Below are 15,404 nucleotides of genomic sequence, written 5' to 3' on the forward strand. Positions count from 1 at the left end.
TAATATGTCACCTATAGCTTATAGGAAACATGTTATCTAGGTGTTTTTTCTTTGTCTCACTAAATGGGGCCAGACCATTTAAAAAGGACAGCTTTTTTCTTGAGCGAATAAATATTCAATATAATGTCGCATCTTTCTGTTAATATTTCTGTTATAATATATAACGTTTATAATATTTTATTTTTAAGGAGAACAATTCATGAAGCGAAAAAAGAGCCATTTAATGGTAATGGCAATTATTACATCTTTATTTTTAACAGCTTGTAATAATAAAGCGAATAAAAGTGATGCAGAGGCTAAAAAACAAGTGTTAAATGTAACAGTATCAGAAGAAATTCCTTCACTTGATACTGCAAAAACGATGGATGGGACATCATCACACGTTATGCAAAACATATTTGAAGGGTTGTATGTGCTAGATGATCAAGATCATCCTATTCCAGCAGTAGCAAAATCGTTTAAAAGAAGTGAAGATGGTAAAAAATATACATTTGATTTGCGTAAAGATGCAAAATGGTCAAATGGAGACAATGTAACAGCAAATGACTTTATATTTGCATGGAAACGTGCAGTTAACCCGCAAACGGCATCTCAATATGCGGACATGTTCTTTCATGTGAAAAATGCGAAAGAAATAAATAAGGGAACAATGTCACTTGATGAACTTGGGGTTAAAGTTATAAATGATTATAAGTTAGAGGTTGAACTTGAACAGCCAATTCCGTATTTTTTACAGTTGTTAGCACTGCCTATATACTTACCACAGCATGAATCATTTTTGAAAGAACAAGGAAATAAATACGGATTGGAACCTAGTAATCTCATATATAACGGCCCATTTGTATTAGAAAAATGGAAACATGAACAAGAGTTCCAATTAAAGAAGAATGCTACATATTGGGATCAAAAGAAAGTGAAATTAGACGAAATAAATTTTCATATTGTAAAGGATACAATGACGGCTGTAAATTTATATGAGGCCGGCGATTTGGATCGAGTACCTATTAATTCTCAAGTTGTAGACAAGTATAAAGGGAATAAGGAATTACATATGTCAAGTGATCCTGGAATCGCTATGCTACGTTTTAATGAGAAAAATAATGCGTTAGCCAATAAAAAAGTACGTCAATCTATCTCATTAGCATTAAATAAAGATGATTTTGTTGCTCACTTTATTAATAACGGGGCAAAACCTGCAAATGGACTTGTACCAGTTGGTCATATGAATGAAGAGACTGGCAAAGATTTTAGAAAAGAAAACGGAAATATTTCTTCATATGATTTGCAAAATGCGCAAAAGATTTGGGAAGAAGCGAAAAAAGAGCTTGGAGTAGAGCAAGTAAACCTCGGGTTTTTAACGTTTGAACAAGATAATGCAAAACGTATGGCAGAATATATAAAAGGTGATTTAGAAAAGAATTTGAATGGATTAACGTTACAAATTAAACAGCAGCCATTTAAGCAAAAGTTACAGTTAGAACAAACAGGTGATTACGATATAACGATGGCAAATTGGGGACCTGACTATAAAGACCCAATTAATTATTTAGAGTTATTTACGACGGGGAATCCGAATAATAAAATGAGTTACTCGAATTCTCATTACGATGATTTAATAAAGAAAGCGAAAAATGATTTTGTACTTGATCCGGAGAAACGATGGGAAGCGTTGCGAGAGGCTGAGCAGGTCTTATTAGAAGACGCTGCCGTGGCACCGCTTTATCATCTTGGTTCAGCTTATGTACAAAAGGATTATGTAAAAGGAATTGCAAAACATCAATTTGGTGGCGTTTATACTTATAAGAATGCTTATGTTGATAAGAAGTAAATAAAAAAACCTTACTTTTAAAAGTAAGGTTTTTTTACAGAGTGTTGGGAAACCCTTTTTTATTGTTTCAAGCATATGAAGAAGATAAATGAGTAGTTGTTGTTACGCATTCATAAGAAGTTGCAAAAAATCAGAAAAAAAAACGGAAAGTTTTTTCGGTTTGTTTAAAAATTGAATGTAGTTTCTATTTTTTGTAGAGGGTAATATTGGAAAAGGAAGAATAGAAATATAGCATACATGGAATAAGGGAATGCCGTACAGATCAGCATACAAGCATTTTCTTGCTGTAACTATGTTTGTTTTTAATTATATAAAAGAAATATTAGATTATATATTTTGTCCTTGGTATACTTAAAAGGTAATTTGTGGTATTAAGATGAATTGATAGAGGTGTTTGTGTGGAATTATTTGAGTTTTATAAAAAAAGGGGAAGTTTAAGTGTTTGATTGGAATTGGGCTCTTTCTTTATGGGTTAATTGGTATATATAATACTCGGGGTAATATTAATTGGGGACCAGTAATTTTTATTATTATAGTTTCATTTGTTGTTTTTGGTATTGGATTTTGGCAACTAAGAAAAGGGGAGTTATTAAAAGAAAATATAGTTGAAAATGATTTGAAGTTTTGGGATATCGATACTTATGTTTTGTTAGAATTACCTGAAAATAATAAACATTTGGGCTTATATACTCCTGATGGGATATATGTAGCAGGAACAAAGATGGTTTCTTCAACCTTACCTTTTTTAAAAAATAAACAAGTTTTTGGATTGGAAGCAAGTGATGGAGAAATTCTTGCATATTTTCATAGTGAAGTTGAAAATTATGATTGGGCTATTTATGATTCAAATTATAATTGTGTAGGGATGTTTAAAGAAAATATGATACAAGGATTTGGAATGGTACGTGGTTCTTTAACAAATGAAAAAAAGATAAAAATTTCTGAAGTAGAAGTTGAATTTGATTTTTTCGAAACTTCTTTTCGTACAATGGATAACCGGATATTAATAAACTGTAAAAGAGGATATATGCCTTTGGAATGGAGCGAAAGATTCGGATTAAATGTACCTATTATTAAATTATGTAATAATATTTCTAATGCTGAAAAGATATTTGGTTTAGGGGTTCTTATCTATATTTTAGAAACAATTAAAGTAAGAAAAAGTAGGATTTTTAATGATTAGAGTTTCAAAAATTATTTCAAAAAGAAATTGAAGAAAAGCAGTGATTTATTTAAGATGTTGGTGTTTTTTGAAATAGTTTAAGAATGAATCTTAATTCATATACATAAAAAAAGGGGAATTTCTATGAAATTAATACGTTTATTTATGATTCTCACTCTTGTTGTATTGTTAAGCGCGTGCAATACAGCAACACAAGTTACAAAGGTTCAAAAAAATGGCGAAACGACTTTAAAAATTGGTTCCCTGCAAGGGTATTACGATGTGCAAACGCTTAAAGCTGAAAAAGGAAATGTGGAAATCCCTTATGAAGCAGCCGTTGAAGAAGGGCCGATTTTATTGCAAGTTACAAAAGATGATAAGGTTATTTATGAAGAAGAAATCACTTCTCAAAAAGAAGGTTTGCTTTCTTTTGAAGCTCCAAAATCAGGATCATATGATTTAATCGTACGCGTGAAGGGTGAAAAAGAGAAAGCAAAAGAAATTCAAATACATACTAAGCTATGAAAAAACGGCAAGTGGAGTGCACCCGCTTGCCGTTCCCATTTTCAGTTGATTCTGTCACAACAGATGTTTATCAATTTAAGAAGTGATCCGCTGAGTCCTGATGTTTATTCCACCGAAATTCCTAATGAAGTTAAAATAAGAGATGAACAAAAGAATATGTTACAACCTTGGCATGTTAGTAACGAAATTGATAACTCTCTTTTACATGATAAAAAGACTGGGTTTGATGCATTTGTATTCGGAAGAGAGATGTAGATGATAAAAAACAAGTAGTAGCATTTAGGGAGAGGGACATAAGGTGATGCTCTTTTTGGAGAAGGTGTCCCAGACCTTACTACAGATATTGATTATATATGGAGGGAAATAAGTTGAAAAATATTGAAGTTCTAAATAAATACATTGAAGGGTTTTCTGATGCTCTCCCTACGTGGTTAAAGCATCTAATCGAGGCAGAGGAGATACATCAAAACTATGAGAATGTACAGGTACTTGGTGCATTAAAAACAGATGCGGTGTTGTACTATGTACACCGTACGTTGCGGGTGTTAGATGGATTGTCTTTAGATGAAGAAGCGTATCGCATTATTGAAAAGGTACTAACGTATAGTGAGCTTGCAAAGGTAGGATCTATAAAACAGCGGGAGCAATGGAAGAAAAGCGGGATTAATTTATTGGTACATAATGAGGGTTCTGCTGATATCTTTAGTGATATTCAGTTTATCGAACGTATAGAGACAGACTTAAACTCTACTGAGTATTTGTTTGTTCGAGATTTAATTAGAACACATGGATTAATCGGGCAGTATATCCGCGGGGAGGCTCGTTTGGACTCTCATGTTGATTTAATTAACACATACAAAGAAGAATACGGAGACGTTAGGTTAAAGGAGATTCTATACTATCTTAACCAATGTATTATTGAGGGCGTATCAAAATCCTTGTGGAGTGAAGTAAAGAACGATGTGAAGATTACAATTGATGGGCTATTTGATGGCTATGTGGAACCATTTACTTCTCGCATACATAGGCTCACGCCAAAACATAAGGAGTCGGCATTTGAAAAAGATATAATTATGGGGAGCGAGAAGAGTGACGTTCAAACATTCTTGTCTGATAAGGATTTGTGGTATGTAGAACCGTCTATGCATGCTCTTAGCTTCGAGGATATCTGGACAGTTTTTGTTATGTTAAAGAACGAGATAGGCACTAGAAAGGTTCAGCATATACATTTCGAGAAATTGATGCAGCAGTTGCACTATGATTTCAAAGGCGAGAAAAAGGACAACGTGTATCGTAAGCGGGTTATTGAGAAGTATCTACGAGAGTACCGTGAGAACGAGAAGCCGAATACAACGCATGTTTCTTTTAAGGTTAAAGTTGATGAAGATATGAAGACTGCGTATGTGTCGTTTCAGTTTTCTGCTGTAGGTGAGGCGTTAATTACCTTCTGTGTAGAGGCAGAAAAGATAGATATGATGCATGCTCGGGCAAATGTGCTGCTGTTTGATTTCTTCGGGTTACGTAAGGATGCATATGATAGATTCCATAACGAAGAAGTGTATCTGGAGCATATGAATAGCTCAGCTGATGATAAACGAATTATTCTTGATTATATAAAGGGAGATACGATTGTAGATGTCGGAGCTGGTGGTGGTGTCATGCTAGACATGATCGAAGAAGAGACCGAGGATAAACGAATCTACGGTATCGATATTTCCGAAAACGTGATTGATACGTTGAAAAAGAAGAAGCAGAACGAGGGGCGTTCTTGGGACGTCATTAAAGGGGATGCAATCAACTTAAGCAGCTCGTTTGAAAAAGAATCGGTTGATACGATTGTATATTCTTCTATCCTTCATGAGCTGTTCTCTTATATCGAGTATGAAGGTAAGAAATTCAATCATGAAGTAATTAAAAAAGGGCTGCAGAGTGCCTATGAGGTGTTAAAGCCAGGAGGTCGTATTATCATTCGTGACGGCATCATGACCGAAGATAAAAGGTTAATGCGGGTGATTCGTTTTAAAGATGCGGACGGAATGAAGTTCTTAGAGCAGTATGTTCATGAATTTAAGGGGCGTATAATCCAGTATGAGGTACTTGCAGACAATACAGTCAAAATGCCTGTTAACGATGCAATGGAGTTCTTATATACATATACTTGGGGCGAGGACTCCTTCGTTCATGAAGTGCAGGAGCAGTTTGGAATCTTTACGCCAAACGACTATAAGAATTTCGTAAAGAATATCTTTGGAGATAAAGTAAACATTGTTCAAGCTATGAACTATTTGCAGGATGGATATACAAACCATCTTAGCGAGAAAATCGAGTTTACAGATGAGCCTGGTAATGCGGTTGCGCTACCGGATAGTACGTTCTTTATGGTTTTAGAAAAGAGGTAATGCTGTTGAAAACTTTTAAAAATACATTTTTATTTGTTTTATGTTTAGTAGTTCTAGGTGGTTGTTTTACAAGAGAGGGGACTATTGTTGGTGGTAAAGTCAATGGTGCTTCAGATAGTATATCTGGTGAATATAAAAAATTTACTGGCTCTGCAACTCAAGATATGAAAGTTAAAAAAGGTGAGAATTGGATATTTTCTTTTGAAGATAAAACTAAACAAGGAACTATAACTGCTTATGTTGTGGATTTAAATGATAGTACAATATTAGAGTTTAATAGTGGAAAAGGCGAAAAAAATATTAAAGTACCTAAGGATGATACATATAAGGTTAAAATTAAAACGGAAGAACATCGTGGGGAATTTCAAATAGTATGGAAAAAAGAAAAATAGTTTTTCATTTTTAATTAAATTGTTTTGAATTTGTATTATGGTGGAATATAAATTGATATTTCCACCTCTAAAGAGGCAAGCTGACTAACGTAAGTGGGATTGTTACTAATGTAAGAACAGTTACTTTGAGTTTGGCGTTGTAAAGAAGATCCTAAATTCAATAATCTTCAGCTAAAGGGCGTGTTTTTAGAGTAACGAAAAAAGCTCAATTTCTTAATTTTAATACTGAGAAACTGGTCAGTTATTAAAAAATTAGGGTATATTAACGGGGATTCATATTGGAACTAAGGTAGATCCATTTGGCTGTATTCTTAAGTTGTAGACTTAGAGATTGAAGCTGGAATTAATTATTTAATTCCTATTTCTGTACATAATATCGTGGGGAAGAAGGTAGTACTTTGAGAACAACAGAAAATTTTAACGACAAGGCCGATATATATGCGAAATATCGCCCCGATTACCCTAATGCATATATTGATTATTTGTTTTCGGCTAAGCAACTGAAAAAGGACCGAATTGTGGCTGATATTGGTTCAGGTACGGGGATATTTAGCCACCAGTTGCTTGAAAGAGGTTTAAAGGTTATTGGAGTTGAGCCAAATGATGACATGAGAAAGATGGCTGAGCAATCGTTAAAACTATATGCTCGTTTTCAATCAATAAAAGCAACTGCTGAAAATACCACTTTAAAAGAGCATAGTGTGGATTTAGTAACTGTTGCTCAAGCATTTCATTGGTTTGATAAAGTAGCTTTCAAAATGGAATGCCAACGAATCTTGAAACAAAAGGCAAATGTTGCTCTCGTTTGGAATAGTAGAGATTTAACTAGTTCGATTATGAAAGAGAATGCAGAAATTTGCCAGAAAACCTGCCCGAATTTCAAAGGATTTAGCGGTGGAATAGAGGAAACTCCCGAAGTATTTAACACCTTTTTTAAGGATGGAAAGTATGAGTTTAAAGAGTATCAAAATGATTTACTTTTTGATTATGAAGGTTTTTTGGGAAGGAATTTATCAGCGTCCTATGCTCCGAAAAAGGATGACGAAGAATATAAAAAATTTGTTTTTCTCCTGTCAGAGTTATTCGAAAAACATAGTAAGAATGGAAAAATTGTTCTTCAAAACATGACGCGAAGCTATCTAGGAAATGTCTAAACAACCGGACATAAAGGGACTTTAATCGAAGTGCCTATTTGAATTGTAGATTATCATGTACTAATTAAGATCTTCAACAAACGGGAGCGATTGTTGAACAACAATTAAAAGGACGATACATATTATTCATGCATAATATGTATCGTCCTTTATTTTTTATGATCTTTTACAATTTAAGTCTTCTAACTAAAAAAAATCTGTTGAAGAAAGCCGCGATGTTTATAAAAAGTTGTGAAGCTTTGCCCTTTTAGATCATTTAGTCTAAAGGGGTGTTTATATTTTTAACAAAGAGCTTTTGTGATTGTTGAAGAGGAAGGTAGAAACATTAGATTAATAGCAGTATAGGGGCATTATTATGACTGAAGATTTTTATTTGTGATACATCTCACACCATAAATACATATATAACTTTACAATTAGAATATCAATTGATGGGAGGGTTAATCTTGATTAATCGTGATTTTAATGAAAATCCGTTTATTGTGATATGGGAGTTAACAAGGGCATGTCAATTAAAATGTCTGCATTGTCGTGCAGAAGCACAGTATCATCGTCATCCTCTAGAGTTAACATTCGAAGAAGGAAAAAAACTAATTGATGATATATATGAAATGGAAAATCCAATGCTTGTATTTACTGGTGGAGATCCATTAATGCGTCCAGATGTATATGATATTGCGGAATATGCAGTGAAAAAAGGTGTTCGAGTTTCTATGACGCCAAGTGCCACTCCAAACGTGACGAAAGAAACGATTCAAAAAGCAAAAGAAGTGGGACTTGCTAGATGGGCATTTAGTTTAGATGGACCAACAGCTGAAATACACGATCATTTTAGAGGGACAGAAGGATCATTTCAATTAACAATGAATGCGATTCGTTATTTGCATGAATTAAAAATTCCTATTCAAATTAATACTGTTGTTTCTAATTATAATGTGGATGTACTTAAAGAAATGGCAATGTTAATAGAAGAATTAAAATGTGTACTTTGGAGTATATTTTTCTTAGTTCCAACAGGACGAGGTAAGGAAAAAGATATGATTTCACCAGCCCAACATGAAAGGGTATTCCATTGGCTATATAAACTTAGTAAAAAGGTTTCTTTTGATATTAAAACAACAGCTGGTCAGCACTATAGACGGGTTGTGCTTCAAGAAAAAATGAAAGAAAATAACAAGACAAATCAGATCATTCAATATCAGGATGTATTGATGAATGGGACGACAGGGCGAATTGATGGGCTTGGTCGTGCTCCAAAAGGGGTGAATGACGGAAACGGTTTTGTATTTATTTCTCATATTGGAGATGTATATCCAAGTGGATTATTGCCTATTAAAACCGGGAATATTAGAACGACAGCACTAGCTGAAATCTATCGAAACTCCCCTGTTTTTCAAAACCTTCGTAATCCGGACAAGTATAAAGGAAAGTGCGGTGTTTGTGAGTTTCGATATGTTTGTGGGGGATCTCGTTCTAGAGCATATGCGATGACGGGGGATTACATGGAAAGCGAACCTTTCTGTGTATACATTCCAAAAGCATTGAGAAAACAGAAAAAGAACGTAAAAACGGGAAATGAGTAAAAGTTTGCTCATTTCCCATTTTTTTAGATTTTATAATGTATTGTACTTCGCATCAATCGTACGATAATCTAAGAAATGAAAACCGATCGTTTTCTTTCATCCCTCATAAAAATCTACTATTTGGATCCGTTGTACGGATACGAATTCTTCACACATAAATTCTATTAAACCGATTTTAATAAAGCATAAAAATTCGTATCATATGGAATATCATCTTGATACATATAATTTTTTAGAACACCTTCTTTTTCAAAACCTAATTTTAATAGCACCTTATTTGAAGCTTCATTTTCAAGAAAGACAATGGCACCAATACGTTTTAAATGAAGCGTGTGGAAACCGTATGATATAACCTCAGAAACTGCTTCCGTTGCATAGCCATTTCCCCAGTGTTCAGGGAGAAAGGCATAACTTATATTTGCTCGTTTATGCTCAGAAGACCAATCGTGAAAACCAATTGTTCCAATGAGTTCTTTTTTATCTTTTAATTCGATTCCCCATTTTATACCGTTTCTTGCATTGTAACTCAACTTGAAATTATTAATAATTTGCTTTACTTGATCTACATTCTGTAATGGTTTTTGGCCATAATAGCGCAGTACATCAGTATTAGAAAAGCATTGTAGTATACCCGGTGCATCTTCTTCCGTAAGTTCTCGCAAAATGAGTCGGTCAGTTTTTAATATAGGAAACATATTTTCACTCCATTTCTTATGAAACTAGAATGCATTTGTTATTATATAATTTAAACTGAAAATAAAGATTATTCAAGATGAAAGGGTAGGTTTGATTTATGTTAAAATTGGATGTGGAATATATTTCAAAAAAGAGGTTTAGAAATGGAGAAAAACTCAATATTAATTGTAGATGATGATCTAGATATTGTTCAATTTATTAATGTGAATTTAACGCAAGAAGGTTTTACTGTTTTTAGTGCTCATAACGGAGAAGAGGCATTAGAGATAATAAATAATAACAGTATTCAACTTGCTATTCTTGATATTATGATGCCTCAAATGGATGGTATAGAACTGTATAGAAGGATTAGAGAGAAATATAGTTTACCAATTATGTTTTTAAGCGCAAAATCATCGGATGTAGATAAAGTAATTGGATTTAGTACTGGGGCAGATGATTATATTGTGAAGCCGTTTAGTACAATTGAATTTATAGCAAGAGTGAAAGCTCAATTAAGAAGGTATACATATTTTAATCAAATTGCTGTCCAAGTAATGGAAAAGAAAATAAACATTAAAGGTTTAGAAATAGATGAAATTTCTAGAGTAGTAAAGATATATGGACAAACAATTAATGTTACAAAAACTGAATATGATATTTTGCACTTAATGGCAGCTGCAAAGAACCGTGTGTTTACGATTGAAGAAATATATGAAAGTGTTTGGAATGAAAGGGCCTATGAAAGTAATAATACGGTAATGGTTCATATTGCGAGATTAAGAAATAAAATTGAAGAGAATCCAAAAGAACCGAGGTTTATACAAAATGTTTGGGGAGTCGGGTATAAAATTGGAGATTAAATCATTACAAGGAATTAGAGCTAAATTCTTTTTTGCATTTATATGTAGCATTCTGTTAGCTACGGTAAGTATCATATTAGTTCAAATTTTATTTGGAAGTATATATAGTGACGTTGTCGCGCTAGAAGAAAAATATTCTTTTTTTTATTTTATGTTTTTTCTGCTGTTAACCACTATATATTTTGCATTACTGACAAAGACAACTATAAAAAGATTGAATGAGATCAATAAGAACGTGAAAGAAATAAGCAATGGTAATTTGGAAATACATATACCTATTTCGAAAAGCGATGAGATTGGTGAGTTAGCGACGAATGTCAATAGACTGGCCAAAAGTTTAAAAGAGTCTATTGAAAATGAAAAAAAATCACAGGAAATGAAAAATGAAATGATTAGTAATATTTCACATGACTTACGAACGCCTGTAACATCTCTAATTGGTTATGCGGACTTACTAGGAAATAAGCTTCATTCACATGGAGAAGAATGTGAACAATATGTAAGCATATTAAAGCGAAAAAGTTATGAATTAAAAAATCAAGTTGATGATTTATTAGAATACTGTCAAATAAACTATAGAGAGATTGAATTACATAAAAATGTAGTAGATATGAAAGCATTAATTGAACAGGTCATGATTGATTTTTTACCACAGTTAGATGATACCAATATGAGTTTTTATATTAAAAGTAATGAAGAGCTATATGTAAAAGTTGATGTAGCACTTATAGTGAGACTATTTGAAAATATAATTAGTAATAGCATTATGTACGGGAAAGAGGGAAAAGAAATTTCAATTCAAATTTCCCAAAGAGAAAGGAATGTTGAAGTAGAAATTAAAAATTTTGGACAATGTATTTCGACAAAGAGCCTTCCTTACGTTTTTGAGAAGTTTTATCGTGGTGAAAAATCACGTAGCTCTCATACGGGTGGGAAGGGAATGGGACTTGCAATTTCGAGAAGTATAGCTCAGCTCCATAAAGGAGATATAACTGTATGTAGTAACGATAAAGAAACAATTTTCACTGTGAAATTACCACAGTATAAAAAAGTAAGAAAGTCGTAAGTATTTCTTTCATATGCCGTAATTTTTACTTCGTATCATTGAGAACAAAGATATGAGAGTAGGGATACAGCATGTGGAAGAAAAGTTTGTTAGCAATTATAGTTTCTTTTTTAATTATAAGTTGGAGTGTAGTTTATTTAGCTCATGGTATTATATCAGTCGTTGTTTGGTGGGGGATACAAGCATTTAGCGTAGTTTCGATTTTTGTTTTGATAGGCTCAGTAGTAATGTTTGCTTGGAAAGGCATCTTTAGAAAGCGAATAGATAGAACGCTACTTTTAATAGTTCTGTTCTCTATCATTGGAGCTTGGCCTGTCGGGTGGTGATCGCCTAGAGAAGAATTATCATGTGATAAAACCAAATGAAAGATGGGCATATGATATTCTCATTCCACCTGCTGAAGTGAAAAGTAGTAAGTTAGAGGATTATGGAATATACGGAGTGACAGTAATGGCGCCAGCTTCTGGAACAGTTGTATCAGTTAATAATGATGAAAAAGATTTAGTTCCAGGATCAGATGATTTTCAGTCAATGGCCGGGAATCATATTTATTTACGGTTAGATGAAACAGGGACATTTTTGATTCTCGCTCACTTAAAGAAAGGGTCAATTAAAGTTAAAGAAGGACAACATGTAAACGAAGGCTTCGTTCTTGCCCAAGTTGGTAACTCTGGAAGTTCAAGTGAGCCGCATTTACACATCCATCATCAAAGAGAGAATCCATCCGAGGTGAGTATGTTTTGTACGGAAGGCTTGCCACTTTATTTTCGAACTAAAAAAGGTGCGCTGATGCCGGAAAGAGGTACATACGTAAAAGGTAATTAGAAGAGAATTATTTTACTAAAAAGGGTATTCCATTTTTGATTGGAATACCCTTTTTCATTACCCTATAAATGTTTGATACAGTAAGAAAATATTTAAAACGATAACGAGTGCAGCAATTATCCAAGCGATGAAAGTTGTTATACGGTGGTTAACGAGTGCCCCCATAATCTTTTTACTACTTGTAAACATAATAAGCGGTACTAATGCAAAGGCAATACCAAACGATAAGACAACTTGGCTCATAACGAGAGCATAAGTTGGGTTTACACCTAAAGCAATTATAACTAGAGGTGGAATCATTGTTATAAATCGGCGTAAATATAACGGAATATGCATGCGAATGAATCCTTGCATAATAATGTCACCAGACATTGTACCGACAGACGAGCTAGATAATCCCGCTGATAAAAGTCCGATTCCAAATAAAGCAGCGGATGCAGGACCGACTAAATTACTGAATTGGTTGAAAGCGACGTCAAGGTCTTCAACGTGCAAGCCGTTTTTAAAGAATAAAGCAGCTGCTACAATTAACATACTCGCATTAATGGCTCCAGCGATAACCATTGCAATAATGATATCAATGAATTCGAAACGGAAAATCTTTTTCTTTTGTTCATCATTTGTTCCGACTACACGGCGCTGTGTTAAGGCGGAATGTAAATATATTGCGTGTGGCATAACTGTCGCACCTAAAATACCAGCTGCTAAAAGAATACTATCCACGCCTTGGAATTTTGGGATAAATAGTCCTGAAAGAAGAGGGCTTAATTCCGGCTTTGCATAAAAGACCTGGACACCAAAAGCGATAACAACGATAAAAATCATCCCTGTTATGATTGCTTCTAATGGACGAAAGCCTCTGCGTTGAAATTCAAGAATAATAAACGATCCAGCTGCTGTAATTAAAGCTGCTGGTAACATTGGAATTCCGAATAACAAGTACAATCCGAGTGCTGCCCCAATAAATTCAGCTAAATCAGTTGCCATAATAACAAGTTCACCTTGAATCCATAAACCGATGGAAACAGGTCTCGGGAAATTTTCACGAGCTATCTCAGGAAGGTTTCTCCCAGTAGCAATTCCTAATTTAGCTGATAAAGTTTGAATTAATACAGCCATTAAATTAGAAGCGAGAATTACCCAAAGTAATAACTAACCATATTGTGAACCAGCAGCAATATTCGTTGCGAAATTCCCAGGATCAATATAAGCGACTGAAGCGATGAAAGCAGGCCCTAAGAATGGTAATAGTCTTTTTAAGCCTTTCGTTTGTCCGCTTAGCGCTAAATGTGCTGATTGAACAGTTGTACTTTGAGAAGGGATTTGTTCGTCTTTTGATATATCTTTATTCATAGTAGTGTTCCCCTTTGAAATCTTAACTTGATGAAATTATTGTATTTATTCTTACTCATTATTTCAATACATTTATATATGTTATGTGATGATTTTATTTGAACATAAAAGTTTCCTCAATGCAAATTATATGACTTTGTGCAATTAATGGTGTGGAAATACAAAAAAATTTTGGAAGTTTATGGGCGTTGAATAAAGGAGAAGATAATAAATTAAAGGGCTATTTTTGAAATTTATGTGAACAAAAAGCCTATCATACAGCATATTAATTGATGGAAATGGATTTGTATGATATATAATATATTGGGATTGCAACATAACCATAGTGTTTTGGTGTGTAATCTTGTTTTTTATTTTTGTTAACTTATAGAAAATAGCATAAAGAGAAGAAAATGGGATGCATAAAACTTTGGATACATTTTCTTATTATATATGTTTTGATATGAACGTTAACTTATACATGATTTTAAAAATTAGATAGGTGGTAGAAATACATTGGCAACTACAAAACCATATAGAGTATTACTTTATTACATGTACACAACAATTGAAAACCCTGAAGAATTCGCTGCAGAGCATTTAGAATTTTGTAATTCACTTGAATTAAAAGGTAGAATCCTTGTAGCAAAAGAAGGTATTAACGGAACTTGTTCTGGAACTGTAGAACAAACAGAGAAATACATGGAAGCAATGAACAATGATCCACGTTTTGATGGAATCGTGTTTAAAATAGATGAAGAAGAAGGCCATGCATTCAAGAAAATGCACGTACGTCCGCGTCCAGAGTTAGTTACACTTCGTCTAGAAGACGATATTAATCCAAAAGAAATAACTGGAAAATATTTAGAGCCAAAAGATTTTTATGAGGCGATGAAACAAGAAGATACAGTTATTATTGATGCACGAAATGATTATGAGTTCGATTTAGGGCATTTTAAAGGTGCAATTAAACCAGATATTGAATCATTCCGTGAATTACCAGATTGGATTAGAGAAAACAAAGAAACACTTGAGGGTAAAAAGATTTTAACTTACTGTACAGGCGGAATTCGATGTGAGAAGTTTTCTGGTTGGTTAGTTCGTGAAGGCTATGAAGATGTAAGTCAGCTTCACGGTGGAATTGTAACGTACGGAAAAGATCCAGAAGTACAAGGCGAGCTATGGGATGGACAATGTTACGTATTTGATGAGCGTATTGCTGTACCAGTAAACCAAAAAGAACATGTTATTGTTGGTAAAGACCACTTTACAGGTGAACCTTGTGAGCGCTATGTAAACTGTTCAAATCCAGAATGTAACAAGAAAATTTTATGTTCTGAAGAAAACGAAGCAAAACATTTACGTGCATGTTCTCATGAATGTCGTGTAAGCCCACGTAACCGCTACGTAATACAACATGAATTAACGGAAGAACAAGTAGCTGCTGTATTAGAGAAAATCGAAGCAGGTAAGTAAGCTGAATTCGTGTAATAAAAAAGGGTACTCCAAACTTTATTTTGGAGCACCCTTTTTATATTGTTAGGTTCTGTCTTTTGTCGATTTTTGTCGGTAAGTCGATATATTTAAAAAATCGCTGATA

10 protein-coding genes and 3 pseudogenes are annotated in these 15,404 nt (G+C 33.7%); 11 read left to right on the top strand and 2 right to left on the bottom strand.

The window, feature by feature from the left end; genetic code table 11:
* Positions 1 to 199: 199 nt before the first annotated feature.
* From JDS95_RS24710 to JDS95_RS24740, 7 genes and pseudogenes are all read left to right on the top strand, one after another.
* Positions 200 to 1,828 (top strand): peptide ABC transporter substrate-binding protein, encoded by a 1,629-nt coding sequence (locus JDS95_RS24710; RefSeq protein ID WP_000823487.1) that lies wholly within the window; start codon positions 200 to 202, stop codon positions 1,826 to 1,828.
* 398 nt (positions 1,829 to 2,226) lie between these two features.
* Positions 2,227 to 3,011 (top strand): annotated as a pseudogene (locus JDS95_RS24715) (ABC transporter ATP-binding protein).
* 123 nt (positions 3,012 to 3,134) lie between these two features.
* Positions 3,135 to 3,515, top strand: coding sequence for a BA_1872 family lipoprotein (locus tag JDS95_RS24720; protein ID WP_000767355.1), 381 nt, complete (start codon positions 3,135 to 3,137; stop codon positions 3,513 to 3,515).
* 368 nt (positions 3,516 to 3,883) lie between these two features.
* Positions 3,884 to 5,914, top strand: a complete 2,031-nt coding sequence (locus JDS95_RS24725) for a class I SAM-dependent methyltransferase (RefSeq protein ID WP_000789117.1) — start codon at positions 3,884 to 3,886, stop codon at positions 5,912 to 5,914.
* The gene (locus tag JDS95_RS24730; RefSeq protein ID WP_199690847.1) at positions 5,914 to 6,306 is read left to right on the top strand and encodes a hypothetical protein; all 393 of its coding nucleotides are present in this window, start codon (positions 5,914 to 5,916) and stop codon (positions 6,304 to 6,306) included. Before JDS95_RS24725 ends, JDS95_RS24730 begins: the two co-directional genes overlap by 1 nt.
* Positions 6,307 to 6,704: 398 nt before the next feature.
* Complete coding sequence (locus JDS95_RS24735) at positions 6,705 to 7,460, top strand: class I SAM-dependent methyltransferase (protein WP_001260786.1); 756 nt, start codon at positions 6,705 to 6,707, stop codon at positions 7,458 to 7,460.
* Positions 7,461 to 7,891: 431 nt separating this feature from the next.
* Positions 7,892 to 9,043 carry a TIGR04053 family radical SAM/SPASM domain-containing protein gene (locus tag JDS95_RS24740; protein WP_144467515.1) on the top strand — a complete coding sequence of 384 codons (1,152 nt, stop codon included), beginning with the start codon at positions 7,892 to 7,894 and terminating at the stop codon, positions 9,041 to 9,043.
* A 164-nt stretch (positions 9,044 to 9,207) separates the two neighbouring features.
* On the opposite strand, the gene JDS95_RS24745 is transcribed toward JDS95_RS24740, so the two are convergent.
* The gene (locus JDS95_RS24745; protein ID WP_000483971.1) at positions 9,208 to 9,738 is read right to left on the bottom strand and encodes a GNAT family N-acetyltransferase; all 531 of its coding nucleotides are present in this window, start codon (positions 9,736 to 9,738) and stop codon (positions 9,208 to 9,210) included.
* Positions 9,739 to 9,882: 144 nt separating this feature from the next.
* Between JDS95_RS24745 and JDS95_RS24750 the strand changes: the two genes are divergently transcribed.
* The 3 genes and pseudogenes from JDS95_RS24750 (at position 9,883) to JDS95_RS24760 (ending at position 12,472) form a co-directional block, all read left to right on the top strand.
* Positions 9,883 to 10,581, top strand: a complete 699-nt coding sequence (locus tag JDS95_RS24750; protein WP_199690848.1) for a response regulator transcription factor — start codon at positions 9,883 to 9,885, stop codon at positions 10,579 to 10,581.
* The gene (locus tag JDS95_RS24755; protein WP_144467514.1) at positions 10,547 to 11,647 is read left to right on the top strand and encodes a sensor histidine kinase; all 1,101 of its coding nucleotides are present in this window, start codon (positions 10,547 to 10,549) and stop codon (positions 11,645 to 11,647) included. Before JDS95_RS24750 ends, JDS95_RS24755 begins: the two co-directional genes overlap by 35 nt.
* A 71-nt stretch (positions 11,648 to 11,718) precedes the next feature.
* Positions 11,719 to 12,472 (top strand): annotated as a pseudogene (locus JDS95_RS24760) (M23 family metallopeptidase).
* A 57-nt stretch (positions 12,473 to 12,529) separates the two neighbouring features.
* Here the strand turns inward: JDS95_RS24760 and JDS95_RS24765 are convergent.
* Positions 12,530 to 13,825: pseudogene (locus tag JDS95_RS24765) on the bottom strand (Nramp family divalent metal transporter).
* Between the two features lie 495 nt (positions 13,826 to 14,320).
* Between JDS95_RS24765 and trhO the strand changes: the two are divergent.
* Positions 14,321 to 15,280, top strand: a complete 960-nt coding sequence (gene trhO, locus JDS95_RS24770) for an oxygen-dependent tRNA uridine(34) hydroxylase TrhO (RefSeq protein WP_000246238.1) — start codon at positions 14,321 to 14,323, stop codon at positions 15,278 to 15,280.
* Positions 15,281 to 15,404: the final 124 nt, after the last annotated feature.

It is taken from the genome of Bacillus cereus group sp. N24 (genome assembly GCF_016483345.1).
GTDB classification, from domain to species: Bacteria; Bacillota; Bacilli; order Bacillales; family Bacillaceae_G; genus Bacillus_A; species Bacillus_A toyonensis.

Excerpts from the sequence above, each read along its gene's own strand:
- JDS95_RS24750 (WP_199690848.1), top strand. The coding sequence starts at position 9,883 with ATGGAGAAAAACTCAATATTAATTGTAGATGATGATCTAGATATTGTT.
- JDS95_RS24730 (WP_199690847.1), top strand. The coding sequence starts at position 5,914 with ATGCTGTTGAAAACTTTTAAAAATACATTTTTATTTGTTTTATGTTTA.
- JDS95_RS24710 (WP_000823487.1), top strand. The coding sequence starts at position 200 with ATGAAGCGAAAAAAGAGCCATTTAATGGTAATGGCAATTATTACATCT.
- JDS95_RS24720 (WP_000767355.1), top strand. The coding sequence starts at position 3,135 with ATGAAATTAATACGTTTATTTATGATTCTCACTCTTGTTGTATTGTTA.
- JDS95_RS24740 (WP_144467515.1), top strand. The coding sequence starts at position 7,892 with ATGGGAGGGTTAATCTTGATTAATCGTGATTTTAATGAAAATCCGTTT.
- JDS95_RS24745 (WP_000483971.1), bottom strand. The coding sequence starts at position 9,738 with ATGTTTCCTATATTAAAAACTGACCGACTCATTTTGCGAGAACTTACG.
- JDS95_RS24755 (WP_144467514.1), top strand. The coding sequence starts at position 10,547 with ATGTTTGGGGAGTCGGGTATAAAATTGGAGATTAAATCATTACAAGGA.